The 26460-nt window shown below is 33.6% G+C and carries 24 protein-coding genes and 1 pseudogene; 12 read left to right on the forward strand and 13 right to left on the reverse strand.

All coding sequences use genetic code 11. The features are described 5' to 3' along the window. The first annotated feature begins 25 nt into the window (after positions 1-25). A complete protein-coding gene (locus MG290_RS03355; RefSeq protein WP_264562497.1) occupies positions 26-376 on the forward strand; it encodes a translation initiation factor in 351 nt (116 codons plus the stop codon). A 1-nt stretch (position 377) separates the two neighbouring features. Next, on the forward strand, positions 378-1250 hold the full coding sequence (locus MG290_RS03360; protein ID WP_264562498.1) for a nucleoside phosphorylase: 873 nt from the start codon (positions 378-380) through the stop codon (positions 1248-1250). A 192-nt stretch (positions 1251-1442) separates the two neighbouring features. Here the strand turns inward: MG290_RS03360 and MG290_RS03365 are convergent. The 3 genes and pseudogenes from MG290_RS03365 to MG290_RS03375 all read right to left on the reverse strand — a co-directional run. Then, positions 1443-2954 (reverse strand): annotated as a pseudogene (locus MG290_RS03365) (IS1182 family transposase); the annotation flags it as partial. A 91-nt stretch (positions 2955-3045) separates the two neighbouring features. Beyond that, entirely contained in the window at positions 3046-3279 is a 234-nt protein-coding gene (locus tag MG290_RS03370) for a hypothetical protein (protein WP_264562499.1), read from the reverse strand. Between the two features lie 3 nt (positions 3280-3282). Then, a complete protein-coding gene (locus MG290_RS03375; protein WP_264562500.1) occupies positions 3283-4665 on the reverse strand; it encodes an MATE family efflux transporter in 1383 nt (460 codons plus the stop codon). A 74-nt stretch (positions 4666-4739) separates the two neighbouring features. Between MG290_RS03375 and MG290_RS03380 the strand changes: the two genes are divergently transcribed. The 8 genes from MG290_RS03380 to MG290_RS03415 all read left to right on the forward strand — a co-directional run bounded on the left by MG290_RS03380 (position 4740) and on the right by MG290_RS03415 (position 11326). Continuing rightward, a complete protein-coding gene (locus tag MG290_RS03380; RefSeq protein WP_264562501.1) occupies positions 4740-5225 on the forward strand; it encodes a hypothetical protein in 486 nt (161 codons plus the stop codon). Positions 5226-5246: 21 nt separating this feature from the next. Further along, complete coding sequence (locus MG290_RS03385; RefSeq protein ID WP_264562502.1) at positions 5247-5705, forward strand: META domain-containing protein; 459 nt, start codon at positions 5247-5249, stop codon at positions 5703-5705. Positions 5706-5831: 126 nt separating this feature from the next. Further along, entirely contained in the window at positions 5832-6356 is a 525-nt protein-coding gene (locus tag MG290_RS03390) for a PH domain-containing protein (protein ID WP_264562503.1), read from the forward strand. Further along, the gene (locus MG290_RS03395; RefSeq protein ID WP_264562504.1) at positions 6334-7860 is read left to right on the forward strand and encodes a PH domain-containing protein; all 1527 of its coding nucleotides are present in this window, start codon (positions 6334-6336) and stop codon (positions 7858-7860) included. Before MG290_RS03390 ends, MG290_RS03395 begins: the two co-directional genes overlap by 23 nt. After that, positions 7851-8642, forward strand: coding sequence for an alpha/beta fold hydrolase (locus MG290_RS03400; protein WP_264562505.1), 792 nt, complete (start codon positions 7851-7853; stop codon positions 8640-8642). Before MG290_RS03395 ends, MG290_RS03400 begins: the two co-directional genes overlap by 10 nt. Further along, positions 8626-9531, forward strand: coding sequence for a 1,4-dihydroxy-2-naphthoate polyprenyltransferase (locus MG290_RS03405; protein WP_264562506.1), 906 nt, complete (start codon positions 8626-8628; stop codon positions 9529-9531). Before MG290_RS03400 ends, MG290_RS03405 begins: the two co-directional genes overlap by 17 nt. A 4-nt stretch (positions 9532-9535) precedes the next feature. Further along, a complete protein-coding gene (locus MG290_RS03410) occupies positions 9536-10213 on the forward strand; it encodes a metal-dependent hydrolase (protein ID WP_264562507.1) in 678 nt (225 codons plus the stop codon). A gap of 54 nt (positions 10214-10267) precedes the next feature. Further along, positions 10268-11326, forward strand: coding sequence for an o-succinylbenzoate synthase (locus MG290_RS03415; RefSeq protein ID WP_264562508.1), 1059 nt, complete (start codon positions 10268-10270; stop codon positions 11324-11326). A 15-nt stretch (positions 11327-11341) separates the two neighbouring features. On the opposite strand, the gene MG290_RS03420 is transcribed toward MG290_RS03415, so the two are convergent. The 6 genes from MG290_RS03420 to metK form a co-directional block, all read right to left on the reverse strand. Then, positions 11342-13159: a hypothetical protein gene (locus MG290_RS03420; RefSeq protein ID WP_264562509.1), complete on the reverse strand. Its 1818-nt coding sequence runs from the start codon at positions 13157-13159 to the stop codon at positions 11342-11344. A 3-nt stretch (positions 13160-13162) separates the two neighbouring features. Further along, on the reverse strand, positions 13163-15118 hold the full coding sequence (locus tag MG290_RS03425; protein WP_264562510.1) for a sensor histidine kinase: 1956 nt from the start codon (positions 15116-15118) through the stop codon (positions 13163-13165). 50 nt (positions 15119-15168) lie between these two features. Further along, complete coding sequence (locus MG290_RS03430) at positions 15169-16353, reverse strand: LETM1-related biofilm-associated protein (protein WP_264562511.1); 1185 nt, start codon at positions 16351-16353, stop codon at positions 15169-15171. A 4-nt stretch (positions 16354-16357) separates the two neighbouring features. Then, positions 16358-17050 carry an SIMPL domain-containing protein gene (locus tag MG290_RS03435; protein ID WP_264562512.1) on the reverse strand — a complete coding sequence of 231 codons (693 nt, stop codon included), beginning with the start codon at positions 17048-17050 and terminating at the stop codon, positions 16358-16360. Between the two features lie 21 nt (positions 17051-17071). Further along, positions 17072-18445 (reverse strand): 30S ribosomal protein S6--L-glutamate ligase, encoded by a 1374-nt coding sequence (rimK, locus tag MG290_RS03440; protein WP_257498739.1) that lies wholly within the window; start codon positions 18443-18445, stop codon positions 17072-17074. A 126-nt stretch (positions 18446-18571) separates the two neighbouring features. Beyond that, positions 18572-19858, reverse strand: coding sequence for a methionine adenosyltransferase (gene metK, locus MG290_RS03445; protein WP_264562513.1), 1287 nt, complete (start codon positions 19856-19858; stop codon positions 18572-18574). Positions 19859-20156: 298 nt separating this feature from the next. Between metK and MG290_RS03450 the strand changes: the two genes are divergently transcribed. Both MG290_RS03450 and MG290_RS03455 read left to right on the forward strand, forming a co-directional pair. Further along, positions 20157-20681, forward strand: a complete 525-nt coding sequence (locus tag MG290_RS03450) for a hypothetical protein (RefSeq protein WP_264562514.1) — start codon at positions 20157-20159, stop codon at positions 20679-20681. 119 nt (positions 20682-20800) lie between these two features. Next, the gene (locus MG290_RS03455; RefSeq protein WP_264562515.1) at positions 20801-21640 is read left to right on the forward strand and encodes a restriction endonuclease; all 840 of its coding nucleotides are present in this window, start codon (positions 20801-20803) and stop codon (positions 21638-21640) included. A 3-nt stretch (positions 21641-21643) separates the two neighbouring features. Here the strand turns inward: MG290_RS03455 and MG290_RS03460 are convergent, their stop codons facing one another. The 4 genes from MG290_RS03460 to truA all read right to left on the reverse strand — a co-directional run bounded on the left by MG290_RS03460 (position 21644) and on the right by truA (position 26423). Then, positions 21644-22024, reverse strand: a complete 381-nt coding sequence (locus MG290_RS03460) for a hypothetical protein (RefSeq protein ID WP_264562516.1) — start codon at positions 22022-22024, stop codon at positions 21644-21646. Positions 22025-22416: 392 nt separating this feature from the next. Further along, on the reverse strand, positions 22417-23808 hold the full coding sequence (gene lpdA, locus MG290_RS03465) for a dihydrolipoyl dehydrogenase (RefSeq protein ID WP_264562517.1): 1392 nt from the start codon (positions 23806-23808) through the stop codon (positions 22417-22419). A 124-nt stretch (positions 23809-23932) separates the two neighbouring features. After that, on the reverse strand, positions 23933-25690 hold the full coding sequence (locus MG290_RS03470) for an ABC transporter ATP-binding protein (protein WP_264562518.1): 1758 nt from the start codon (positions 25688-25690) through the stop codon (positions 23933-23935). Beyond that, positions 25677-26423, reverse strand: a complete 747-nt coding sequence (gene truA / locus MG290_RS03475) for a tRNA pseudouridine(38-40) synthase TruA (protein ID WP_264562519.1) — start codon at positions 26421-26423, stop codon at positions 25677-25679. Before truA ends, MG290_RS03470 begins: the two co-directional genes overlap by 14 nt. Between the last annotated feature and the right edge of the window lie 37 nt (positions 26424-26460).

Here is a 26460-nt window from a genome sequence, read left to right on the forward strand (position 1 = left end):
GATTATCAAAATTTATCGTTAAAAAATGGCAAAAAAAATATCGAGTTTAGAAGATTTAGGTGGATTTGTTTTTTCAACCAATAAAGATTTCGATTTAGAACAAAATTCTGAAAACGAAGAAACATTAGCACCCAACGAACAATTATTAGAAGCACATTTAGACAAGAAAAACCGCGGTGGAAAAGTAGCAACTGTTATTAAAGGTTTTGTTGGATCTGCCGATGATTTAAAGGTTTTAGCTAAAGAATTAAAAAACTTGTGTGGTGTGGGTGGAAGTGCAAAAGATGGTGAAATTATTATTCAAGGAAATTTTCGGGATAAAATAATGGATTATCTTAAAAATGAGGGATATAAAGTAAAAAGAGTGGGAGGTTGATATGCAAAAGATAAAAGATTCAGAACTTATTTTAAATCCGGATGGCAGTGTTTATCATTTGAATTTAAAACCCAAAAATATTGCCAATGATATTATTTTTGTTGGCGATCAAGATCGGGTATCATCTATAACAAAATATTTTGATTCGATTGAATTTTCTACGCAAAAACGCGAATTCAAAACCGAAACCGGACTGTATAAAGGCAAGCGGCTAACCGTGATTTCAACTGGAATTGGTCCTGATAATATCGATATTGTGCTGAACGAATTAGACGCTTTGGTGAATATCGACTTTAGAACAAAAACAGTAAAACCTAATTTAACCAGTTTAAATATTATTCGGGTTGGTACATCAGGTTCGTTGCAAGCAGATATTCCTGTTGATTCTTTGTTAATGTCGGCATTTGCTATTGGTACCGACAATATGTTGCGCAGTTATGAGCTACAAAATATTCAAAATCAATCCATAGAAAAAGCGTTTGTAAACCACACCAATTGGGATCTTTCTAAAGGGTTGCCTTATGTTATTGCTGCTGATAATGATTTATTGAAGAAGTTTCAACCTGATAGAATTTTTGAAGGAATTACCATAACAGCACCCGGATTTTATGGTGCACAAGGCAGAATTTTACGATTACCCCTGCAAGATGCATTTTTGAATGATAAAATAGATTCTTTTGCTTATGAAGGATTAAAAGCCACCAATTTAGAAATGGAAACCGCAGCAATTTACGGCTTATCGAAATTATTAGGGCACAAAGCACTTTCGTTAAATGCTATTGTTGCCAATCGTAAAAACGGAACTTTTAGCGCTGATCCGTACAAAACAATCGATGAATTGATACGTTTTACATTAGATCGAATACTCGCATAAAAAAGAGGCTGTCCAAAAAGGATAGCCTCTTTGTTATACTACTAACTTTTCAACATCATCACTAAAGTTAATTTCTTGCTTTTTTTGAAATAAAGACCGCTGATAGCATCTAAATTCGACAAAAATGACAAGTTTAGAACCAAAAATACGGCGTTTGAATACCGTTTTTCTTCCCGCAACTGCTACAGCCACCATTTTTCTAAAATTATGTCCAAGAGCCATCAGTAGAAATTCTAATTCTACTTTCTCTAAGCCTTTGAATGTAAATCTATTAAAATCATTATTGTACTTGAGTTGCCCAAAAACAGCCTCTACTTCTATAGGGCGTTTACTGCGATGTTCCAGCCCTTTCTCGCTCGTTAATAAATTTCGAGCCCTTTCTTTAAGCTCATTCAACCGGTGATTGACTTCTATTCTGCGATTACCTTTTGCATTGAAACATTCCTCTCGAAGCGGACAATTATTACAGTTTTTTGCCTGATAATAAGACACTTGCGATTCGTGTCCGTTGCTCGAAATTCGTTTTCCTTTGCCAACATTTTCCATTCGTTGACCCATCGGACAAACGTAAAAATCTTGTTCTTTGTTGTAGAATAAATTCTGAACCAAAAACGGATTATTTTTCATCGTCCGTTTCGCTTCTTTGTGAAAATAATTGTACTTCACGTAGGCTTTAATGCTTTTATTTTCAAGCATTTCGTAATTTTCTTCGCTTCCATAACCTGCATCGGCAACCACATCTTTGCTTTGTTTTCCATAGAGATTTTCAAAACCATCGAGATGCGATTCCAAAGTCGTGGTATCCCCCGGTTTTTGATGGATGGAAACGTGGGTAATAAACTGATTTTCAGTTGAAATCTGCGTATTATAAGCCGGTTTAAGCTGTCCGTTTTTCATGTGATCTTCCTTCATCCGCATAAAAGTAGCGCCAGGGTCGGTTTTGCTGTAAGAATTCCTATCGCCTAAAGTTTCTAGGTCTTTTTCGTATTTTTCTAATTTTGGAAGATGCTCATCCTGAAGTTTTTGTAGCTCTTTTGCCTGTTTTTTAGTGGGTTCTTTCAGCTTTTTATTCAAGATCGATAGCTTCTCCCGAAGTTCTTCCGAATTGATGCTTTTAGGTAATTCTTCTTTGTTAATTTCTTGATTATCAGACTGAATAGCACTTTCGATATCTGAAAGAATCGTGTTGATTTTAACTTCTAATTTTTCCTTGTATTTTTCAATCGAACCTCTCCAAACAAAAGTATAACGATTCGATTTGGCTTCGATTTTTGTTCCATCAATGTACTGAATATCAAGACTTACATAGCCCATTTCAACCAGCATTTTCACTACTTCGGCAAATAGTTGTTGAATATGATTTTTTAATATTTTCCCTCGAAAGTCGTTAATGGTTCGGAAATCGGGCGTAGAGTTGCCCGAAATGTACATGAAATAGATGTTTTCGGTGAGTGCTTTAGCTATTTTCCGGCAAGAATAAACGTTTGACAAATAGCTGTAAAACAACACTTTAATCATCATTCTTGGATGATATGCAGAGGTACCACCTCCTTTGTACAACTTAATTATATTGCTAATATCCAACGAGTTAACGACCTCTTCGATTAATCGAACAGGGTGATTATTAGGGATTTTATCAAAAATATTAATCGGAAAAAGTTCAGGACTATTGCCTGTTTGATTTTTAAAAACTACCTTAGCCATTGTTGGTTTTTTGTGCAACTCTAAGATAATTATTTTGGAGAAAAAATACAACAAAAAAAAGCTGTCCGACTTTTCGGACAGCTTCTTTGTTTTATTCATCTTCGGCAAAACGGGTAATTTCTCTTTCGTAAAATTCACCAGCAAGATCAATTAAACGATCCATTTCTTCTTTAAGTTCTATTTCTTCAGATTCGTCTAATTCCTCTAAAAATTCAATGTTTTCTGTTTCTAAATCAATAATGAAACGCGGATATTCTAAATGTATCACAAATAAATGATCAGGAAAATCGGTGTTATCGGCTAAAACAAATTTTGGTAAATCCATTGTTTAAATTTTTATGTTATTGTTAATATATCTTTTTGACATGAAATGGAAGCGAAGATACGAAAAAATTGCAGCCACAGTTAATCCTGCCAACAATCCATACCAAATACCTTCTGCTTGTAAAGGGGTGTATAGCCCTAAATAAACACACAGCGGAAAACCAATTACCCAATAGGATATAAAAGTAATAATCATGGGTAAATTCACGTCTTGCAAACCTCTTAAAGCGCCCAATGCGGTTACCTGAATACCATCTGATATTTGAAAAATCGCGGCAATCAGTAATAATTTTCCAGCAATATCGATTACTTCTTGGTTTGTAATTGCTTGGCTTATATCGGTATTATCTAAAAAAAGCAAGGGAATATAGTTGTGAAATAACACAAAAAACAATGCAAAGCCTGAATAAAGAATCAAGGTCATTAACATAATTGATTTGGCAACGGTTTCCATTTTCACATAATCTTTCAAACCTTTTTGATTGCCCACACGTATCATGGCTGCAACGCTCAACCCCGAAGCAAACATAAAAGTCATTGAAGCCATAGACAAAGCAATTTGATTGGCTGCTTGTGAAGAAGTTCCCAACATTCCCGAAAGCCAAACAGCACCTGTGAACAAAGCCACTTCAAACAATGATTGCATCGATGATGGAATACCAATTGCACTAATGTATTTGCTCATTTTTAGGTTGATTTCTTTGAACGCTATTTTTTCTAAATAAATTTTAAAAGCAGGTAATTTGTACATGATATATACAAAGTAAACAAGCATTACAACGCGCGAAATTAAAGTGCCGTAAGCAGCACCCATCATACCCATTTCGGGGAAAATCCACACACCATATATCAATAGATAATTAAAAAGCACATTTATGATATTGGCTATAATTGTGGCATACATAGAATATTTGGTTTGCGATTTTCCATCGGCAAATTGTTTAAAACCTTGAAAAATTACCAAAGGAACTAGTGATAACGCAACGATATCTAAAAATGGTTTAGACATTTGTGCTACATCGTCTGGCTGATTCATCAAATCAATAAAAGGCTTAAAGAAATACAAAAGTGCAAACAAAATCAATCCTAAAACGGTGCATAGAAACACTCCGTTTATAAAAACAGATCTACCTTTAGCGGTGTCATTTTCAGTGTCGGCTGCAGCAACCAATGGCGTGATTGCAGAAGAAAATCCCACGCCAATTGATAAAGCAATAAACACAAAACTATTTGCAAGCGAAGCAGCTGCCAGTTGAGTAGCGCCAATTTTCCCAACCATAATATTGTCTATAATTCCAACAATGGTGTGGCCAAGCATCGCCAAAATTATTGGGTAAGCCAATTTAAAGTTATAGCCAAATTCTTGTGTGTACTTTTTAAGCGTCATTCCAATTTTTTTGCAAAGATAGGCACTCGCTGGCACAACATTTGTTGCTATTGCCTAAAAAAAATAAAAATAGTATGAAAAAAGTTCTTTTAACAACAGCAACAACATTATTTTTAAGCGCAATGGCGTTTAGTCAAACCAATTACAACAGAGGTTTTAGATTAGGTTTTGGGTTAAATGGCGGATTTCCAACAGACGGTGCCTATGATGGAAGTGTGGGAATAGACGTGCGTACACAATATGATATGAGCAGAAAAACATCATTAACACTCACATCGGGTTACACACATTTATTTACAGAACCAGAAGATGTTGGTTTTATACCTGCAAAATTAGGTGTAAAGTATTTTTTTGGAAATCAATTTTATACGATGGGCGAAGCGGGTGCAGCTTTTGGTGTAAACGGTGCTCTTGATAATTCTTTAATATTGGCACCAGTTTTTGGTTTTGCCAATAAATATTTAGATGCCAGCTTGCGATATGAACATTACAGCGACTACGAAACCGATCAAATTGCATTAAGATTGGCGTATGGATTTAGTTTAAAGAAGAAAAAGTAGTATATTTGAAATAAAAATCAAATGAAAAGAATCATATTTTTAGCAATCGTTTTAATGTTTAATTTAGGAATTATGTCGTGTGTATGTTCTCAAAATAAGTTCGATTCGCAGAAAGCAACATCGGAACAAATAAAAAATACATTAAACAATACTTCTTGGGTTTTGAAGCGATTAGATGTTCAAAATCGTGATTTTGTTCCAACCGATGAGCAAAAAGAATTGGTGTTGTCTTTTAATGACAACTACTACAGCTCTAGCGACGGCTGTAATGGACAAGGTGGCGAATTTAATATCACAGACAATAAAGTGAGCTTTGATAAAGGCATGTCAACCATGCGTTATTGCGGTGATGAAATGAAACATTTAATATACAGCGTACCTTTTGGAAGTGTAAAATCGATCCAAATTAAAAAAGACGAATTACAATTGTTAGATGCCGAAAAAAAGGTGATTGCTACTTATCTGAAGAAAAACGTATAATTGAAAGGTATGTTTTGTGAAAAAGTTTAGCATTTTGTTAAACTTTTTTTGTTTGTAATAAATACGAAATCCATATTATTTTAATAGAAGTTTCTTTAACTTTACACTTATTGAAAATTTAAAACCATGTTTCAAAACAATACCATTTCAATAAACGAAATACCCACATATCAAGAGGTGGAAACACAGCCATTGCATCACAATTACAGAAAAATAGTATGGCTAAATTCCTTGATTATTTTGTTTTTAGGCGCGGCTGGTGCTACAGCTCTTTTTTTTATTTTTGAGGAAGTAGAAAAGTGGTATTTTATTAGTGGAATCCTATTTATCTGTTTGCTTTTGGCTATATTTCCCTTAATTTCCTACAAAAAGAAACGATATGCCTTTCGCCAGCACGATGTCATTTTTAAAAAAGGTTTAATTGTTAAAAGCATCCACATTTCGCCATATATTCGTTTGCAACACGTGGTAATCAAACAAGGATGGTATGCAAAAAAATTAGGTTTGGCAACATTGGCTTTATATACCGCTGCAAACAATTTTTCAGATATATCTATTCCTGGGCTCACATTGGAAGAAGCTGAACGTTGGAAAAGTTTTTTAATGAATCGAATGGAAGATTTAAACAATGAGTCAGAAAACGAACTATAATTTTAGTCAACCCAATAAATTAGACCGCAAAGCCTTGTTTTTGGTATTAGCAACCTCTTTGTGGACTGTTGTTCGGGCATCGTGGCCCATTTTAGCCATCATGTTTGTTAGAAAAGGAGAAAAAAGCTGGTATTTATTGGCGGGAATTGCAGTAATTACGTTTTTTACTTTTCTAAGAAAATTGGTCGATTTTTTTTATTTTTCGTATGAAGTTGTTCATAATGAATTAATTATAAAAAAAGGCTGGCTAAGCAAATCAACTACAGTTGTGAGTTTAGATAAAATTCACGAAGTAAATTTAAACCAGAAATTCGTACATAAATTAGTTGGTTTATATTTGATAAGTATTGACACAGCCGGAAGCTCTAAAACCGAAATCGAAATCAATGGTGTTGATTATAAAAAAGCTTTAGCATTTAAAGAAGTAATTACAAACTACGAATCAACCGAAGTGTTAACAACTCATAGTTTTGATACGGATGAATCACCTGAAGAAGAAACAAAAAAGCAAGCTAATACAATATCAAACACCATAAATATTGGTTTGCCAAGTCTTATAAAAATTGGTCTAACACGCAATTATTTCCAAACGTTGGGTTTAATGATTGCCATTTCTTTTCAAATTATAGACCAATTGCAAGATCTTTTTTACTTAGATGACAACTCCACGGTTTACGATGATATTTTTGATGCTTCCTATGAGCAATATATTGGTTTTGTGGGTCTTCTCATGATTTTAGCGCTCATTGTGTTAATTGTTCTTTTTAATTTAGGACGCACCTTGCTCACTTATTACAATTACCAAATCAATTTTAAAAAACAAAACATCACAGCATCTTATGGTTTGACCGATTCGCATATTGTATCCGTAAAATCAAGCAAGGTGCAAATGTTTTTATTTCAGCAAAATTATTTTCAAAGGCTCATGAATCTCTTTGAAGTAAAAATAAAACAAGTTGCATCAACAGAAGATAATAAAAACAAAAAAGGATTGATTGTTCCTGGAGCTAACTATTTAGAATTAAACGCATTATTTCAAGTTATTTTTAGCAAAAATTTGATAGATAACCAGCATTATTTCAAACCGAATAAACGGGTTTTGCTTTTAAAAATGTTGTGGTTGTGTTTACCAGTTTTCATTGCTATGGGAGTGTTGTATGCAACCGATTCTTTGTATTATTCATGGGTGGTGGTTCTTGCTTTTTTTGCAATTTATCTATTGATGTATCTGGGCTACAAAAACGAAAAATTGATGTATCAAGATGATTTTATTGTTCTAAAAAAAGGTGTTTGGGATATTGCTACCATTAATCTGCCTATCTATAAAATTCAAAAAGTTTCTATTTCACAAAGTTATTTTCAAGAAAAAAATCAAATAGGTTCACTAATTTTGCATACTGCCGGCGGAACGGTAACGTTGTTTTATTATGATTTTACACTGTTGCAACAAATGGCAAATGAAATTCTTTACAAAATAGAAAAAAATAAACATTCATGGATGTAACAACGAGTGAAGAAACCGTTTTTATACAAACATCAAAGCTTTATTACAAGAAATGGTCGGTTGAAAACCCACTAAAAACCATTGTTTTATTGCACGATTCGCTAGGTTGTACCGTTTTGTGGAGAGAATGGCCAGAGGAATTGGCAATGGCTTTGAATTGTAATGTGATTTCTTATGACCGACGAGGTTACGGCAATTCGGAAAATTATACCGTAAAACGACCTATAGATTATCTAGAACAAGAAGCGGTTATTCTGAATGATTTGTTGCAGTATTGGCAAGTGGAACAACCTGTTTTGTTTGGTTTTTCAGATGGAGCATCGGTGGCAACAATTTATGCCGGAATGTATCCACAGAATACAACATTGTTGATTGTTGAAGGAGTTCACGTGCTGATTGAAAAAGAAACTTTGCAAGGTGTTCGCGAAGCAGAAGAAATGTTACACAACACACAAATTGCAAAGGCTTTACAAAAATACCACGGCGATAAAGTATATGATTTATACTACGCGTGGACCAAAACTTGGCTTTCTAGTGCGCATCAAAGTTGGAATATCGAGCATTTTATTCCCCGTATCACCGTTCCAATTTTGGTTATTCAAGGCGAATTAGATGAATTTGGTTCTATGAATCAGGTCAATGCATTTGATAAGGCTTCGGGAATTGTTCAAAAATGTATTGTTTCAGGTGCCAAACACACCGCACATAAAGAAGAAAAAGCATTTGTTTTTTCTACTATCACTCAATTTGTAAACACACATATTCATGAAAAAATGGATTAAAGCTGCACGTTTGCGTACGTTGCCATTGTCGGTTTCCGGTATTATTTTGGGCAGTGCATGTGCCTATCACGCCGTTCCATCACACGCTTCGTTTTGGTTAATTTTTGGACTGTGTTTGCTAACCACGTTGTTTTTTCAGGTGCTTTCTAACTATGCCAACGATTATGGCGATGCAGTAAAAGGTACCGATAACGATAATAGAGTAGGACCCCAAAGAGCCATTCAAAGCGGCGAAATATCCAAACAAGCTATGAAAAAAGCGATTATAATCACTTCGGTACTGGGATTGCTTTCATCGGTGGCTGTAATCTATTGTTCGTTTGGTAAAGAACAGTTTTTTCAAGCAATAATTTATTTGGTTTTAGCTGTGGCTTGCGTTGGTGCTGCTATAAAATATACAGTTGGATCATCTGCTTACGGTTATCGTGGGTTGGGTGATGTGTTTGTGTTTGTGTTTTTTGGATTGGTAAGCACTTTAGGGGTGTATTATTTATATTTGCATAGCATCGATTTAAAAATATTGTTTCCAGCAGTTGCAATTGGCTTGCTAAGTACAGCTGTATTAAACATGAACAATATGCGCGATATTGAAAACGATGCCGCCATGAATAAAAACACACTTGTAGTGAAAATGGGATATGCAAAAGCTAAAAATTACCACTTTTTTTTAATCATTACTGCTGTTATTGCGTTCAATATTTTTGCTTTTGAAACCTTCACAAAATGGTATCAATTTGCATATGTTTTGGCATTGATTCCGCTGTTTAAAAATTTAGCCGTTGTGGCAAAAACAAAAAATGCTCGAAAGTTAGATCCCGAATTAAAACGCATTGCACTCATTACTTTTTTTGTATCTTTATTATTCTCAATTGCAATCATTTTAAATTAAAACTATGAAAATAACGTATTACGGACATGCGTCCTTAGGAATCGAAATAAACGACATTCATATTATTGTAGATCCTTTTATTTCGGCAAACGAATTGGCAAAACATATTGATGTAAACTCTTTAAAGGCCCATTATATCTTAATTACACATGCACACGGCGATCATATTTTAGACGTGGAAACTATTGCAAAAAATACAGGTGCTACGATTGTGTCAAATGCAGAGATTGCAGGGTATTATGAAGCAAAAGGTTTTAAAGCACATCCAATGAATCACGGGGGAAGCTGGGATTTTGATTTTGGGCGTTTAAAATATGTAAATGCCATTCATTCAAGTAGTTTTCCCGATGGAACTTATGGCGGACAACCTGGAGGTTTTGTAATTGAAGCCGATAATAAAAATTTATATATTGCCGGTGACACGGCGTTGACTTATGATTTGAAACTGGTTTCTATGCGAAATCCTTTAGATTTAGCCATTTTACCAATAGGAAGCAACTTTACAATGGATGTTGACGACGCTGCTGTGGCTGCTGAATTTTTAGATGTAACAAAAGTATTAGGCTATCATTATGATACTTTTGGATACATTAAAATCGATCACGAAGTGGCAAAACAAAAATTCGCAAACAAACACAAAGAACTGATTTTATTGCCTGTGGGTGATTCAATTGTAATATAAAAGAAACCCTGATTTTTTCAGGGTATTTTTTTGAAAACTAATGATACATTTTCCATGAAAGCAACATTTAAAAAATACCTATTAAACTTTAAACAAGCATCGGGAACATCAAGAGGAGTGATGCATACAAAGGAAACTTATTTTTTAATTATTCAAGATGATGATAAAATCGGAATAGGTGAGTGCGGTTTGTTTAGAGGATTGAGTTATGACGACCGATTGGATTATTCAGACAAAATGCAATGGGTGTGTGATCATATTCATTTAGGTGTAGATGCGCTTTGGAATGAATTACGAGAGTGGCCTTCCATTCAATTTGGAATAGAGCAAGCGTTTTTGTCGTTGCAGAGTAAGCACCCATTTGTTTTATTCCCAAGTTTGTTTACCGAAAGTAAAAAAGCCATCTCTATAAATGGTTTGGTTTGGATGGGTACTCCTGAATTTATGCAACAACAAATTCAAGATAAAATTGCAAACGGATTTAAGTGCATTAAAATTAAAATCGGAGCCATTGATTTTGAAGAAGAAATGAATTTATTAGCCGGTATCAGAACCCATTTTACGCCCGAAATGATTGAAATTAGGGTTGATGCTAATGGTGGTTTTAGTAAAAGTGAAGCTTTAAATAAGTTAATACAATTATCTGAATACAAAATACATAGTATTGAACAACCAATTAAACAAAAGCAATATGACAGTATGGCAGATTTGTGCAAAACTACACCTGTTCCAATTGCGTTGGATGAAGAATTAATTGGTGTGATAGAAGTGAACGATAAAGAAAATCTATTGCTTAAAATCAAGCCAAAATACATCATTTTGAAGCCTAGTTTAGTAGGTGGTTTTAAAGGTACAAAAGAATGGATCGAAATTGCTGAACGATTAGGTATTGGTTGGTGGATTACATCAGCTTTAGAAAGCAATATTGGTTTAAATGCAATTGCTCAGTTTACTTTTACGTTAGAAAACAAAATGCCACAAGGTTTAGGAACAGGCGGTTTGTTTACCAATAATTTTGAAAGTAATTTATATGTAAAAAACGGACATTTGTGGTTTGATGATGCAATTGATGTTTCTATCGAAAACATCTTAAATCAATTAAAAAAGGAATAGTTTTTTTGCACCTAATTACGCAATATAAAGAAGCAATGTGCTTTCTGTATCGCTGATTGTTGATTCAAAGTAAATAGTTCGATCTTTTAAAAAGCTGATTTGTTCTTTATTTAAGACAATAGGTTTGCTTAGCCAAATTTTGTAGATGGTTTTGTGGTTTTTCTTATAAATGGATAGAAAACATGTTAGATTTTCTTTAAACTTCACTCGATCGATGAATTTGCGGGTAAAAAGTGTAATGCGCAACAAAGTTTTAAACTCCACGTCGTTTAAAATAATTTTATGATCGATAAATGTTTCCATCTTTATAAAATCTGAATAATGGTTTTTAATATCATTGATGATGTAATTAAGATCCACAATATGGTATTCAGTAGCCGAAATGATGTGAGAAATACGGCGCGATTCGTCTTCAATCTCCTTAATTTTATTCTGTAAAAGGTTTAAATCGGGTTGAGGATCGTTAAAATAAATCATTAAATCATCTATTTTACTAATGGTTTTAGTATAGATGAGCTGCTTGGTGTTGTTGTTTTCTTTTAAAATAGACGCATCCATTTGTTCTTTAATATCAATCAGATATTTATACATTTTTGTTTTTTCATCTAAATAATCTCGGTGTTTGTGTGCCAATTGTTTCATATTTACGTTTCGATAAATAAAATAATAAAGCACCATGGAAAACAGCACCAAAAAGGTAAAAGCTATGATATTCAAATTGCGTTTTTGAATGTTTTGTTGTTCTGATTTTAATGAAAACGTGTTTGAATTATTGCTGAAAATAAAATCATCAATATAGTTTTTATAGGAAAGCAGCGAATCGTTCATTTTTATATAGTCTGCCATATATTTTTTCGAAAGCGCTTTGTCTGTCACGATTAGCTGCTCTAAAATGTGGTGTTCATACATGAAATTGTTGGTTTCGCGACTAATTTCCAATGCTTTCAAATAATTGCTGTAAACGGAATCTTTTGTTTGTAGCTTTTGAAAGTATTTTGCTTTTAAATAGTAATACAAAGCTTCGGTTTCTTTGGTGGGAATAGAGGCCAAATGCGCTTTGTATAGATCAAAATCTTTTTGAATACGGGCATCTGGATTGTTTATTTTTGCAAAAATGGTGTAGAATAAATTGGTAAAAAAAACATCTTCGCTGGTGCGTTTTTCTTTTAATAACTGCTCAATGCGTTGGCCGGTGCGCATAACTACATCATCATGCTGTGCTTTTCGCATTAAAAATTTACTGATTTCGCTGGTTAAATAGTTTTCTAAAAATGGATTTTTATCTAGAATTTCATCAAAAGAAGCTTTGTTTTCTATATAAAACTGCATTTTTTGGTTGTAATCCAATGAATCATGCTGTTGTAAAAGCGGCAAACTAAAAACATCTACATACAATTTTTGCAACTGTTTATCTTTCAGCCTTAAATTTTCTGCTTTTTCAAGCTCGATTCTAGACTGGGTTAAAAGTTCTAAACGGTTGGTAATGGCAACTTTTCTTATGGAGTTAAAAAAGCGTTTTTCGCTGTTGTTTTTAAACAAATTCTGAGCCAGGGTTAAGTAGTAATAAGCACTGTCGTACTTGGTGTTTTTAACCAAATAATCGCTGTACAGTTGATGGTTAATGCCCAACAAAATGCTATCACCTTCTTGTTGATATAAAGAGTGTAATTTTTTTAAATTGTTTGGATGCGCAGCATATTCACGGTTGTATTTTTTGCGCATAGTGATGCTATCAATTTTGTAATTGCCGGTATAATGCACTTTTTTCTCTCTGCAATTAGTCAGCATTGCAAGCATTCCTACGAAAATAAATACTTTAATGAATTGGTGCATGGCTTAAAATTTAACAGTTATAATAAATCGCATACCGTTATTATTTTCCATTTTAAAATCGGCATCAATTTCTTTTAATCGGTTGGAAATATTGCTTATTCCCAAACCTTTCTTGGCAGTTTTTGTAAAGCCTTTACCATTGTCGGTTACGACTAACTTTACATGTTCGCCTTCTTTAAAAATCTGAATTTTTGCTTTAGTTGCCGAAGAATGTTTGTGAATATTTTGCAGTAATTCCTGCAATACCCGATACAAATGAAAGCGCACTTTTGGATGCGTTTTGAACCATTCTATGGATTGATCAAACTCATATTGAAAAGAAATAAAATTATTTGGTTGATTTTCAATTAATTCAATCAGCATTTTGTGAAATGAATCTTTTTCAAACAAATTGTTTATTTCACTGTAATTATCACAAATTCCGATCAAGGTTTTTTTCACATCTAGGAGGGTATTTGCAGCAACAGCCAAGCTATTCGGATTCATATAATCTTTATGCAAAGAAAAACGGGTTGAAAATAATTTGTTCACGATATTGTCATGCAATTCCATGAAAATCTGCTTTTTGCTTTCATTCAGCTTGTTTTCAATTGCATTTTTATAGTTCAATGTTACTTCTAATGCTTGGGTATCTTGTTCGATATAATTATTTTTTAGTTTTATTTTCTTTAGATTTATCTTTTGTATAATGTTGAAAATCACTAATAAAACCAAGAGCGAAACCGTTAAAATGGTGGCAACCACAAAATATATTTCTCGTTTCAATTGTGCATTTTTCCGAAGCAAAACATGGTTTTCATAAACCACTTTTTGGTTCACCAATAATTTTTGATCGTTTTCTTTTTTTATTTTTCCCACAACATCCAAATAATGTTGATTAATGGCAACCGAACACGAATCTGAATGTTGAATCAATTGTTCTAAAACACGTTTTTCTAAAAATACATTTTGATATTTTTGCTTATTTTCAATCAAAAGATTTTTTTGAAATTCTTTTGCCGCCACAGTATCTTTCTTAATTTTTACGAGGTAATCACTGATAACGGTGTAATTTAATTGCAATACCGGAATGCTGAACAAAAATTCTTTTTCGTTTTTTAACTGGTTCAAATAAAAATCTAAACTGTCTAAATCGTTGGCTTCAATTTTGTGTAAAATTAAATTATGCAACGTATTCAGTTGATGAATTTTTTTGTTTTTACCACTGCTTTTACTATTGACATGATATGTTAGTGCTAATTTTTTTATGGCTTGGGTGTAATCGGTAGTTCCAATTTTACTTTCCACCACCACAAAATGATTGGCATATCGGCTTTCAATGAGTTTAATTTTTTCTTGATGAATCAGCTTTGTATTGAAATATTCAGCTACCGATTCATAATTTTTAAGCGCTTTAAAGGCTTCTTGAAATTTTTTTTGTTGCCAATGAATGTTACTGATTAAAAGTAGGGTAGAGGCTTTCTCAAAAGCATATTCATTGTTATTAGTACCCAAATTTTCAATGGATTTGTAGGCATAATTTTCCGCCAACTGAAAATATTGCAAATAAAAATAATATTCAGCAATCAAATAATTGGTCAAGTAGGCATCATAAAGTGAATTGTTGTTTTCAAAATAATTTGCCGCACTGAACAGCGTTTTGTAACGTTCTTTACTTACAGAGTGGTGCGCTGTTAAGGCTATTTGTAGATTATTTGCCCGAAATATTGCAAGTGAATCAGTATTTTTGAAAGCTGTTTCTTCAAAATAATTTATTTTTAAGGCAGCATTTTTTGAATTTTCAGCAAAGTTGATATCATATAGTAGATCATAATACAAATCATCTAACGAAAAATCGGTATAGTTTTTATTGGTGATTTGCGTGTGAATTTTTACATGGTCGTATACATTAGGTTGCTTTTTACATGAAAAAACAACAATTAATAAAATTACCGTTGCAATAAAACGAACTATACGCACCTTACCATTTTTAAATCCAAATGTAACAAAAATATGTGCTTTTATGGAATTTATTTGTTTTCATTGAACGAATTTGGAAGTAATTCAGGTAATAATTTAATAAGAATTGGCAAAAGTAAACTGCCGCCCGGAATTAAAAATATAGTAAACGCAGGTACTGTTTTACCCAGTTCAATAAACTGATTTTTAAGCTGTTGCTTTTCTTTTTTAGAAAGATTACTGTATGTGGCTTTAACAAGAAGTTGCATAAGTAATTTGTTGTTTTCCAATTCTTTAATTAAGCTTTTCTTGTTTCTTTTAATAAATAAAGCAACGCTTTTATTGGTGTTTTTGTACAGCTTTTTTAAAGGATGCGAAAACTGAAAATAGGGAATTTCTTGTTTGTGTGCGTTGATGAATTCCAACATAAATCGCAGTGCTTTTTTAGTGACTACTTTTTGCAGTTCCAATTTTTTGTTGAGTTCTAGTATAAATTTAAACTCTTTACGATCGATTTTTTCATCGTTCCATAAAACCATTAGCGCAATATCTGCCAAGTAACTTTTGCCATAAAAAGTTTTAATATTTTGTGTGTTTAAGGCTAAAAGATCAGGGGTAAATTGTGCTTTGTCAACATATTTCAAAGAGGTTTGCATGATTTGCTGTATCTTTTGGTCGTATTTAGTTACATTCTGTTTTTGATGAAAACTAATCACCACCAAATGCGAAATAGTGTGTTCTAAGTAGTGGTAATAATTCAGAATTTCAGTTTCATTCATCAAAAATCGTCTAAAACACAAAACATCTGTAAATATTAAAAAGTTTGATAAATGCTCTGAAAATGTTTTGTTTAAATAATTAGCAGAACGATGTGTACGGTCATTTAAAATTTTTTCAAGTGAAGCAAATGCTTTTTTTGAGGGAAAGGTTATGAATGAAAAATAAGATTCGGTTTTGGCATTCTTTATTTTTGCATAAAAATCTTCGGCTTGTTTGGTAAATTCGTGAAAATCGGTTTGTTTTTTAGTAAGCACAAATGTTCCGTACAAAGCTTCTAAAAGCACAATTTTGGTGAATTCTTCTTGTGTAAGATCAAATGAATTAAAGATAGGTTGTATTGTTTTGGTCGTAAAACCATATACAAAGCCTGTTTCACGAATTGTTTCGTAAAATGTTTCTTCGCTAAATGCAGTAAAAAAAGATGGATTACTCAATTTAAAAAATTTAGTAATCCATAACTCTTTTGATGGGTTCATATACTTATTTCAATTCAAAAACTACATTTACATTGGTAGAAATTTCAATTTCGCCCACTGCCAATGTTTGATTCATGCCCGCTGATTCATCGGCCATTGCCGTTTTCATCATATATACGCGCGGATTATTGATTGACGATTGATCGTTAATAATTAATGCTTTACCAATATTCTGTCCCAAGGCAGCCGCATAGTCTTGTGCTTTTTTCTTGGCATCAAGCACGGCTTTTGCTCTAATTTCAGTAGCATACTTTTCAGTTTGGGTTGATTTGAATTCTACTCCGTTGATTGTATTTGCCCCAGCTTCCATTAAATCGGCCATTAATTTTTCATAATGATCTAAATTTCGCAACGTGATGGTAACTGTTTGGCTCGCTACGAAATAGTCTTTTTTCTCTTGATATTCTCTTGTTTTGTAAAGATTCACACGCTGTGTTTGATAATCTTTTTCGGCAATATTGCTTTTTTTGATTACTTGAATCATTTTGGCAATAATTTCATCGTTTTGTTTCTTTGCCTTTGCAGAATCCAGGTCTTTAATTTCTGCACCCATTGTAATAACTGCGTAATCTGGTTTAATTTTTATAGAACCTTCGCCGTTAACATTTACTTGAGGTGTGATGCTGTTGCTGTTGTTTTGTGCCATAGTAGTAAAAGTTACTAATACTAATGAGAATAAATAAAGAATCTTTTTCATTTTATTTTTTGTTTACAGTTATTAATGAAGCCATTTAAAGTTTTTTTCAATGGCCTTTATCATTTCCCCTGCAATATCCTTGCCAGTTGCACCCTCAATTCCTTCTAAACCTGGAGAAGAATTTACTTCTAAAAGCAAAGGTCCTTTGGCTGAGCGAATTATGTCAACTCCGGCAACTTTTAAATTCATGGCTTTTGCTGCTTTAATGGCAATTTTCTTTTCATCGGGCGTAACTTTTACAATCGATGCTTTTCCACCTAAATGAATGTTGGCTCTAAACTCTCCAGGCAAAGCTTCGCGCTGCATAGCTGCCACAACTTTTCCGTCAACCACAAATAAGCGCAAGTCTTTTCCGTTTGCTTCTTTTATAAATTCTTGAACCAAAATATTGGCTCCCACACTTTTAAAGGCATTAATTACCGATTCGGCTGCTTTTTTGGTTTCAGCCAAAACCACCCCTTTTCCTTGGGTCCCTTCTAAAAGCTTAACAATCAATGGCGAACCACCCACCATATTTATCAAATCGTTGGTATCTAAAGGCGAATTTGCAAAACCAGTTGTTGGAATGTCAACTCCGTGATTTAAAAGCATTTGCAAAGAATACAATTTGTCGCGCGATTGTGTGATTGATGCGGCATTGTTCAAACTATATACTTTTAACGACTCAAAATGACGGATTAAAGAGCAACCATAATAGGTCATACTTGGACGAATTCGAGGAATAACAGCGTCAAAATCATTTAAAATTCGACCGCCACGGTAGTGAATTTCCGGATGATCGGCATCTAATTTCATATAACAATGTTTAATGTTTAGAAAGTGCATTTCATGACCTCGTAATTCACCTGCTTCCATAATGCGTCGGTTGGAATACAGCTCTGGATTGCTTGCCAAAACACCAATTCGCAAACCTTTTTTATCACCCAAGTGCGATGTGCTGTAATATTCTTTTAGTTTTTCTGGGGTAACGATGCCAAATTTAAAATGCTCATCAGGATCCACAATGATTCTGCCCGTCATCGCCTCGCGGCCCAAAAGCATCCTAAAGCCCATAGAATCGCGGTTTGTTAAGGTAAGTTCAATATTCCATGACTGTTCTCCCAAGGAAAGCTCGGTTTGAATCACATATCTGCTTTCACGTGTTCCAGTACTGCTTTTAACAACACGTTTATCAATAACTTTTGCTTCACAATTTATGGTGCTTTTTGCACTTCTTTGAATGGGATGAATGACAAATTTCACCCATTTTTCACCATTTTTTTCAAAAGGAACAATTTGTTCGGCATGTAAAGCAGAAGTTTTTGCACCTGAATCTACGCGCACTTTTATAGCCGGAACCTTTAAATTGGGTAAAGAACACCATTCTTCGCTACCAACAATAATTTTGTCAATCATAATTTTTTTCTGTGTACAACTAATACAACTAATGTATTAAAAAAATCGAATGATTAATGCATTTTGTAAAATAAAAAACCGCTTTTTTTTACGAAAGCGGTTGAAATAGTCTTTTTTTTAGGTTGATTATAAGTTAAAAGCTTGCTTTACGGCATCAATCTTATCTAACTTTTCCCAAGTAAATAACTCAACTTCCATGGTTTTTTCATCACCATTTGGACTTTTAAATGTTTTGGTAACGGTTTGGTTTTTTCGCCCCATATGTCCGTAAGCTGCAGTTTCACTGTAAATTGGTTTTCTTAATTTTAGCGTTTGTTCGATATGATACGGACGTAAATCAAATAATTCAGTGATTTTTTTTGCAATTTCGCCATCGCTAGCATCTACTTTTTTAGTGCCGTAAGTGTTTACAAAAACACCCATTGGCTCTGCAATTCCAATCGCATACGAAACTTGAACCAACAATTCATTGGCCACACCAGCAGCCACTAAATTTTTTGCAATGTATCGCGCAGCATACGCAGCAGAACGATCTACTTTGCTTGGGTCTTTTCCTGAAAAAGCACCACCACCGTGTGCACCTTTGCCGCCATAAGTATCCACAATGATTTTTCTGCCAGTTAAGCCAGTATCTCCGTGTGGTCCGCCAATAATAAAAACACCTGTTGGATTCACATGATAAGTAATTTCATCATTGAAAAACGCTTGGTATTGCGGATATTTTTTTAATAATCGAGGAATTAAAATCGAAACAATATCTTTTTTAATTTGATCTTGCATCGCTTTTTCTGCTTTGTTTTTGGCTTCTAAAGATGCATTTTCGGGCTTAATAAAATCATCGTGTTGGGTTGATAATACAATAGTTACCACGCGTTTGGGTTTGCTGTCATCATCATATTCCAAAGTTACCTGTGATTTAGCATCTGGTCGCAAATAGGTAATTTCACTGTTTTCACGGCGCAAATCTGCCAGCTCTTGCAACAATTTATGCGATAAATCCAAAGCCAATGGCATATAATCTTCGGTTTCGGTGGTGGCATATCCAAACATAATTCCTTGGTCGCCTGCACCTTGTTCTTCTTTGTTCACCTTGTCAACACCTTGGTTAATTTCTGCCGATTGCTCGTGAATGGCCGATAAAATACCGCACGAATTGGCATCAAACATATATTCACTTTTTGTGTACCCAATTTTTTTAATCACATCGCGTGCAATTTGCTGTACGTCTAAATAGGTGTTTGATTTTACTTCGCCCGCCAAAATTACTTGACCTGTTGTTACTAATGTTTCGCAGGCAACCTTCGATTCCTCGTCGAAAGCTAAAAAATTATCAATTAATGCGTCTGAAATTTGATCTGCGATTTTGTCTGGATGTCCTTCACTTACAGATTCTGATGTAAAATAATATGCCATAATTTAGTTTTAAAAAATTAATTGAGGTAACTAAATTGCATGCCTTTTACTAAAGTAGTTTTCTGCTTTAGCATTTTTTAAAGAGGTTGCAATCAGTCAAATTTTTCCTCGCGAATAACGCCACAAATATACAATTAAGATTTTTATTAAAGCCAACCTTCTACAATATTTTATGAGGAAGAAAAGTGGCTTATTTGAATTGATTTTATAGTAAAATAAAATTATTTTTAATTTTTTTATCTAAAAATTAATTAATTGAATAAAAGTTTGTATTTTTATTAAAAAATTTAACTGCTTTATGAAAACAAACTATATTTTATTATTTGCCGTACTTTTACTTATCGGTTGCAACAAACAACCCAATTCTGAAACAGCAGATCAACCCGTTGTAACAAAAAACAAAAAAGCGAAAGAACATCCAGAAGCTGCTTTTGTCAACCAACAGATATCGAACTTGCAATATCAAATCGAAGCTTTTAAAATTGGAAAAGAAAAAGTTGCAAACCCAGAACTGAAAAAATATCTGAGCGATCATTTACAGGATTTAGAAACCTTACAAAACGATTATAAAAGTGCAGCAGCAGCTAACCAAATCGATATGCAACCAATTTCTGAAGAGTTGCAAAAAGATGTTTATAAACTAGCTATTGCAGATACAAAGGGATACGATAAAGTTTTTCTTTTGTATTATAAAGATTTTCTTTCAAAAGCTATGGATCAAATAGCAGAAACAAAAACAACAGAGCCCGCTTTTACGACTCTAAAAAATAAACACGGAAATATACTTTATGAACAAAAATTATATTTTGATGTGTTAAAATAAAAAACGCACGATTGTATTTCATACCAAAAAATCTCTTTTTCCTCAAAAAGAGGTTTTTTATAAGTTAAAATTGAAATAATTTATTAGTTTTATCTCAAATAGCAACCTTTATAAAACAGATGGAAATACTAATTAAAAAGCAGTCTGGAGAAACAGCTGTTTTTTCTAAAGAAAGTTTATACCGTTCCTTGGTAAATTCAGGAGCAGATAAGAAAGATGCACAAGCAATTTGCACTACCATAACCCAAGAAATTTATAACGGAATTACAACAAAAGAACTGTATGAAAAGGCTTTTGCATTGTTAAAAACCATAAAATCTTCGGTAGCGGCACGCTACAGTTTAAAAAGAGCTTTAAAAGATTTAGGTCCAGAAGGTTTTTATTTTGAAAAATGGGTCGCAAAAATCTTTGAGGTTCAAGGTTTTGATACCATTACTAGTCAGGTTTTAGAAGGAAAATCTACAGTTACACATGAGATTGTTGTAATTGTTTCGAACCGAAAAACAGATATTGTTTGTGAATGTAAGTTCCGAAACGATATGGATGCCAAAATAAGTGTAACCACTTCGATGTATTTTTTATCGCGATTTAACGATTTAAAAAAAGCAGATTTCACATTTTTTGGCAGACCTTTTAAACCCACCAAAGGCTTTTTAATTACAAATGCATTTTTTACAACCGATAGTATTGCTTTTGCCAAACATTATCGTATTCAATTAATTGGTTGGAATTATCCAGAAAAGAATAGCATTAAGCGATTAACAGATCAATTTGGTTTGTATCCCATCACCTGCTTAACAACATTAACCAATGAAGAAGAGCAGAAATTATTGTCTAAAAATTGTATTTTGGTACGCGAATTAGTCAAAAACCCGGTATTGTTAGACCATTTTAAATTCAACAAAAAACGCAAACAAATTATTTTACAAGAAGCAACGGATTTATTAGGAATAACATAAGGACTAAGGGGTGAATGGAGGATACATCATTTCTTTTTTCACCCCATATTGAATACCTGCTTTGGCAAATTGTTCCTTTAATAGATATAATTTTTCTGCGCAATTATTATTTAAATCAACATTATCATCGCTAGTTCTATATCTGCTACATTCAAAGCATATCTCAATAAATTCAAATAAATTGTTCCTATCATCAAAAAATAAAATGGCATTTCTAGGCATATAACATTTAGCAGCCCACATTACAGCATTATTATGATTATTTCCGAAATTGTAAATCAAATCAGTTAATTCATTTTTCTGTTCCTCGTTTAAATCAATTTTTTCTTCAAAATCAGCAGGGTTATAATATGAAAAATTATTTTTTAGTTCATCAAAATACATTTTTATGATAGAACCGTGTATAAATGCTTCTATTTCTCCACTTTTGTCTAATTCTAATAGACTTTGTTTTATTAATTTGTTAATTTGCTTTTTTGATAATTTTTTTGGATCTTCTTCAAACGAAGCAAAAACAATTCGTGCTGCTTTATTAAAAGGATAGTTTTGATTTCGTTCTTCAATAGAAAAATTATTAATTCGAACACATCTTTCTTCTTATTGAGCAAAAGTCTTTGCAAATGAAATAAACAAACAGAATGTAACTGAAATTCGGAAAAGCATAAGTATCATTTTAAAAAATAAACATACAAAAAAACCTCAAAAGATTAATTCCTTTGAGGTTTATTATTCAGTTCAACTTTTTAAACATTGAACCTTAAACTTAAAACAAAATCTTACAAGTGAATCACTTCGTCGTAAGCAGCAGCAACAGCTTCCATAACCGCTTCACTCATAGTAGGGTGAGGGTGTACTGCTTTTAAAATTTCGTGACCTGTAGTTTCTAACTTACGGGCAACAACTGCTTCTGCAATCATATCGGTAACGCCGGCACCAATCATGTGGCAACCTAACCATTCACCGTACTTCGCATCGAAAATTACTTTTACGAAACCATCCGGAGTTCCGGCAGCTTTTGCTTTACCTGATGCAGAGAACGGAAATTTACCAACTTTAATTTCGTAACCCGCTTCTTTTGCTTTTTTCTCGGTCATACCAACCGATGCAATTTCCGGTGTCGCATAGGTACAACCAGGAATGTTTCCGTAATCTAACGGCTCCACATGCAAACCTGCAATTTTTTCTACACATAAAATTCCTTCAGCTGATGCAACGTGTGCCAAGGCTTGTCCTGGAACTACATCGCCAATGGCATAATAACCCGGGATATTTGTTTGATAGAAATCGTTTACTAAAATCTTATCGCGATCGGTAGCAATTCCTGTTTCTTCTAACCCTATGTTTTCTATGTTTGATTTGATACCCACTGCTGAAAGTAAAATATCAGCTTCTAAAATTTCTTCTCCTTTAGCCGTTTTTACAGTAGCTTTAACGCCTTCGCCCGATGTATCAACTTTTTCAACAGATGAATTGGTCATGATTGTAATGCCCGATTTTTTCAAAGAACGTTCAAATTGTTTTGATACATCTTCATCTTCCACCGGAACAATATTCGGCATGAACTCAACAATCGTAACATCAGTTCCCATTGAATTATAGAAATGAGCAAACTCAACCCCAATAGCTCCAGAACCAACAACGATCATTTTCTTTGGTTGCGTTGGTAACGTCATTGCTTGGCGGTAACCAATTACTTTTTTACCATCTTGCGGTAAGTTTGGCAATTCGCGCGAACGAGCACCTGTTGCAATAATAATGTGATCTGCAGAAATTTCGGTTACGTTGCCGTCTTTATCTGTCACATCTACTTTTTTGCCTGGTTTTACTTTTCCGAAACCATCAATCACTTCGATTTTGTTTTTCTTCATTAGAAATTGAACACCTTTGCTCATTCCTTCTGCAACACCGCGAGAACGTGCAATAACAGCATTAAAATCTTTGTCAACTTCGCCATTGATCGTTAAACCATAATCGGCAGCGTGTTTTAAATAATCGAAAACTTGTGCAGATTTCAACAAAGCTTTGGTAGGAATACACCCCCAATTTAAACAGATTCCGCCTAAATTTTCTTTTTCTACCACGGCAACTTTAAAACCCAATTGCGAAGCTCTAATAGCTGTTACGTATCCGCCTGGACCGCTACCTAAGATGATGATGTCGTATTTCATTTTTATTTGTTTTTAGCTTTAAGCATACAGCTTTTCAGCGTTGATTTTTTTTAATATTAAATATGCTATATTTGTGTTGCGAATTTAAGAATTTTTTTAAAACTTTTATACGCTTTTTTATTTGTTAATTGACTGATGTTGAACTTGCATATTGCGATTCGTACAGATTTTTATAAGCACCGCTTTCTTTTGCAAGTAATTGGGCATGTGTGCCAGTTTCCAAAATAGCACCTTGATCCATTACCACGATTAAATCGGCATTTACAATGGTTGCCAAACGGTGCGCAATGATGATTGATGTACGGTCTTTTGTTACGATTTCCACTGCATTTTGTAATAATTCTTCTGAATACGTATCAATAGAAGAAGTGGCTTCGTCTAAAATCAAAATACTTGGATTGCTCATATATGCACGTAAAAATGCAATTAATTGTCGCTGACCCGATGACAGCATCACACCGCGTTCTTTTACGTTGTAATCGTATCCGCCGGGAAGTTTTTCAATAAAATCGTTAATCCCAATCTTTTTTGCTGCAGCAATCACATCTTCTTTGCTGACACTTGGATTATCTAAAAGAATATTGTTTAGAATAGAATCTGAAAAAAGGAAAACATCTTGCAAAACCACTGCAATTTGATTTCTTAAACTGCTTAAAGTAAATTCATTAATATTTCTTCCATCAATCAAAATCTCGCCCGATTCTATATCGTAAAATCGACTTAAAAGATTGGCAATGGTTGATTTTCCTGCACCCGAAGCTCCAACAAAAGCGACTGTTTGCCCTGCCTTAATGTTCAGATTGATATTGTTAATTACTTTTTTGCCGTTGCTGTAACTAAAAGCTACATTCTTAAAATCGATCGCACCATTAAAAGCAGGAGCTGTAAGTTTGCCTTCTTCTTGAATTAAATCATCACGGTCTAAAATTTCGAAAACTCGATCTGCAGCTACAATTCCCATTTGCATCACATTGAATTTATCGGCAATTTGTCGCAACGGGTTAAACAACATCGAAATCATCATGGTATATCCAAACAAATCTCCGGTTGTGGTTAAATTATCGCCTTGAACAATGGTAAATCCACCATAAATAATTACGCAACCCAATGTAACCGCCGATACAATATCGGCAATAGGGAAGAAGATGGAGTTGTACAGAATGTTTTTCTGCCAGGCATCGTTGTGTTTTTGGTTGATTTTTTTAAAGTTTTCGTATTCAATTTGCTCACGGTTGAACAGTTGAACAATTTTCATCCCCGTTAAACGTTCTTGAATAAACGTGTTTAAATTGGCAACTTGTAAACGCACTTCTTCAAAAGCAACTTTCATGTGTTTTTGAAAAATTCGGGTAGCATACAGTAAAATGGGCATGGCTACAATCACAATGAGTGTTAGTTTCCAATTCATCCACAACATAATGCCCAAAACAACCAACATTTTTAAAACATCGCCCACAATCATAAAGAGTCCTTGGCTGAAAATACTTGCAATATTTTCAATATCGGATACATTTCGAGTTATTAATTTACCAACGGGCTCGTTATCAAAAAAGCTCAATCGAAATTTAAGCATTTTTTGAAACAAATTGGTACGAATATCTTTAATAATGTTTTGTCCCAACCAACTTGCAATATAGGTAAAGAAAAACTGCGAACACACTTCTAAAAGAAGTACCAAAGCCATTAACGCAACGTAAATATTCAGTCCGTTTAAATCGGCTTTTGCAATATACACATCTACAACGTTTTTAACCATGTAAGGGCGCAACGCTCCGAAAATAGAAAGCGTGATAACTGTTACAACCACCCAAAAAATTTTGTCTTTGTAGGGTTGGGCGTAGTGCATTACTTTTTTTAGTGTAGAAGTTTTAGTTTGTTTCATTTATATATGGATAAACTACTTTTGTTAAATACAATCCGTGAGCAGGTACTGAAAAACCTGCATTGCCACGATTTTTACTTTGAATGATTTCATGAACATCTTGAACCGAGATTTTTCCGATACCCACATTAATCAGCGTTCCCACAATGGCGCGAACCATATTGCGCAAAAAACGATTTGCAGAAATATGAAAAATCAATTGTGAACCGTTTTTTTCCCAATAAGCAGTGGTGATGTTGCAATTAAACGTAAAAACATCGGTATGTGTTTTACTGAAACATTCAAAATCTTCATATAGCAGCAAAATTCTCGCTGCTTCGTTCATTTTATCAATGTCTAAATTTTTAAACTGATAATAACTTAAATTCTTTAAAAAGCTGTTTTTGAATGTATGGATATGATATTCATACGAACGCGAAACGGCATCGAAACGGGCGTGTGCCTCCTTATCCACCTCAAAGAAATTAAAAACGGTAATATCTTCAGGCAAAAACGAATTCAATTTTTGAACCATTTTTGCTGCATCAAAAACCACATCGGTATCAAAATGAGCATACATTAATTTTGCGTGCACACCGGCATCGGTTCTGCCAGCACCAATTAACTCAAATGGGTCTTTAAACAAAATATTTAAAGCTTTGGTTAACACTTCTTGTACGCTGATTGCGGTTGGTTGAAACTGCCAGCCGTGGTAATTTGTACCGTTATATGCAAACTGAATAAAGTACCTCAATTATTAAAATTTTAAACATACAAATATACTTTAATTT

It is taken from the genome of Flavobacterium sp. CBA20B-1 (assembly GCF_028473145.1).
Taxonomy (GTDB): Bacteria; Bacteroidota; Bacteroidia; order Flavobacteriales; family Flavobacteriaceae; genus Flavobacterium.

Coding starts and splice junctions, on each gene's coding strand:
- MG290_RS03360 (WP_264562498.1), top strand. CDS start 378: ATGCAAAAGATAAAAGATTCAGAACTTATTTTAAATCCGGATGGCAGT.
- MG290_RS03450 (WP_264562514.1), top strand. CDS start 20,157: ATGAAAACAAACTATATTTTATTATTTGCCGTACTTTTACTTATCGGT.
- MG290_RS03375 (WP_264562500.1), bottom strand. CDS start 4,665: ATGACGCTTAAAAAGTACACACAAGAATTTGGCTATAACTTTAAATTG.
- lpdA (WP_264562517.1), bottom strand. CDS start 23,808: ATGAAATACGACATCATCATCTTAGGTAGCGGTCCAGGCGGATACGTA.
- MG290_RS03355 (WP_264562497.1), top strand. CDS start 26: ATGGCAAAAAAAATATCGAGTTTAGAAGATTTAGGTGGATTTGTTTTT.
- MG290_RS03455 (WP_264562515.1), top strand. CDS start 20,801: ATGGAAATACTAATTAAAAAGCAGTCTGGAGAAACAGCTGTTTTTTCT.
- MG290_RS03370 (WP_264562499.1), bottom strand. CDS start 3,279: ATGGATTTACCAAAATTTGTTTTAGCCGATAACACCGATTTTCCTGAT.
- MG290_RS03405 (WP_264562506.1), top strand. CDS start 8,626: ATGAAAAAATGGATTAAAGCTGCACGTTTGCGTACGTTGCCATTGTCG.
- MG290_RS03395 (WP_264562504.1), top strand. CDS start 6,334: ATGAGTCAGAAAACGAACTATAATTTTAGTCAACCCAATAAATTAGAC.
- MG290_RS03470 (WP_264562518.1), bottom strand. CDS start 25,690: ATGAAACAAACTAAAACTTCTACACTAAAAAAAGTAATGCACTACGCC.
- MG290_RS03410 (WP_264562507.1), top strand. CDS start 9,536: ATGAAAATAACGTATTACGGACATGCGTCCTTAGGAATCGAAATAAAC.
- MG290_RS03390 (WP_264562503.1), top strand. CDS start 5,832: ATGTTTCAAAACAATACCATTTCAATAAACGAAATACCCACATATCAA.
- MG290_RS03415 (WP_264562508.1), top strand. CDS start 10,268: ATGAAAGCAACATTTAAAAAATACCTATTAAACTTTAAACAAGCATCG.
- MG290_RS03420 (WP_264562509.1), bottom strand. CDS start 13,159: ATGCACCAATTCATTAAAGTATTTATTTTCGTAGGAATGCTTGCAATG.
- MG290_RS03385 (WP_264562502.1), top strand. CDS start 5,247: ATGAAAAGAATCATATTTTTAGCAATCGTTTTAATGTTTAATTTAGGA.
- rimK (WP_257498739.1), bottom strand. CDS start 18,445: ATGATTGACAAAATTATTGTTGGTAGCGAAGAATGGTGTTCTTTACCC.
- MG290_RS03435 (WP_264562512.1), bottom strand. CDS start 17,050: ATGAAAAAGATTCTTTATTTATTCTCATTAGTATTAGTAACTTTTACT.
- MG290_RS03430 (WP_264562511.1), bottom strand. CDS start 16,353: ATGAACCCATCAAAAGAGTTATGGATTACTAAATTTTTTAAATTGAGT.
- MG290_RS03400 (WP_264562505.1), top strand. CDS start 7,851: ATGGATGTAACAACGAGTGAAGAAACCGTTTTTATACAAACATCAAAG.
- MG290_RS03380 (WP_264562501.1), top strand. CDS start 4,740: ATGAAAAAAGTTCTTTTAACAACAGCAACAACATTATTTTTAAGCGCA.
- metK (WP_264562513.1), bottom strand. CDS start 19,858: ATGGCATATTATTTTACATCAGAATCTGTAAGTGAAGGACATCCAGAC.
- MG290_RS03460 (WP_264562516.1), bottom strand. CDS start 22,024: ATGTATTTTGATGAACTAAAAAATAATTTTTCATATTATAACCCTGCT.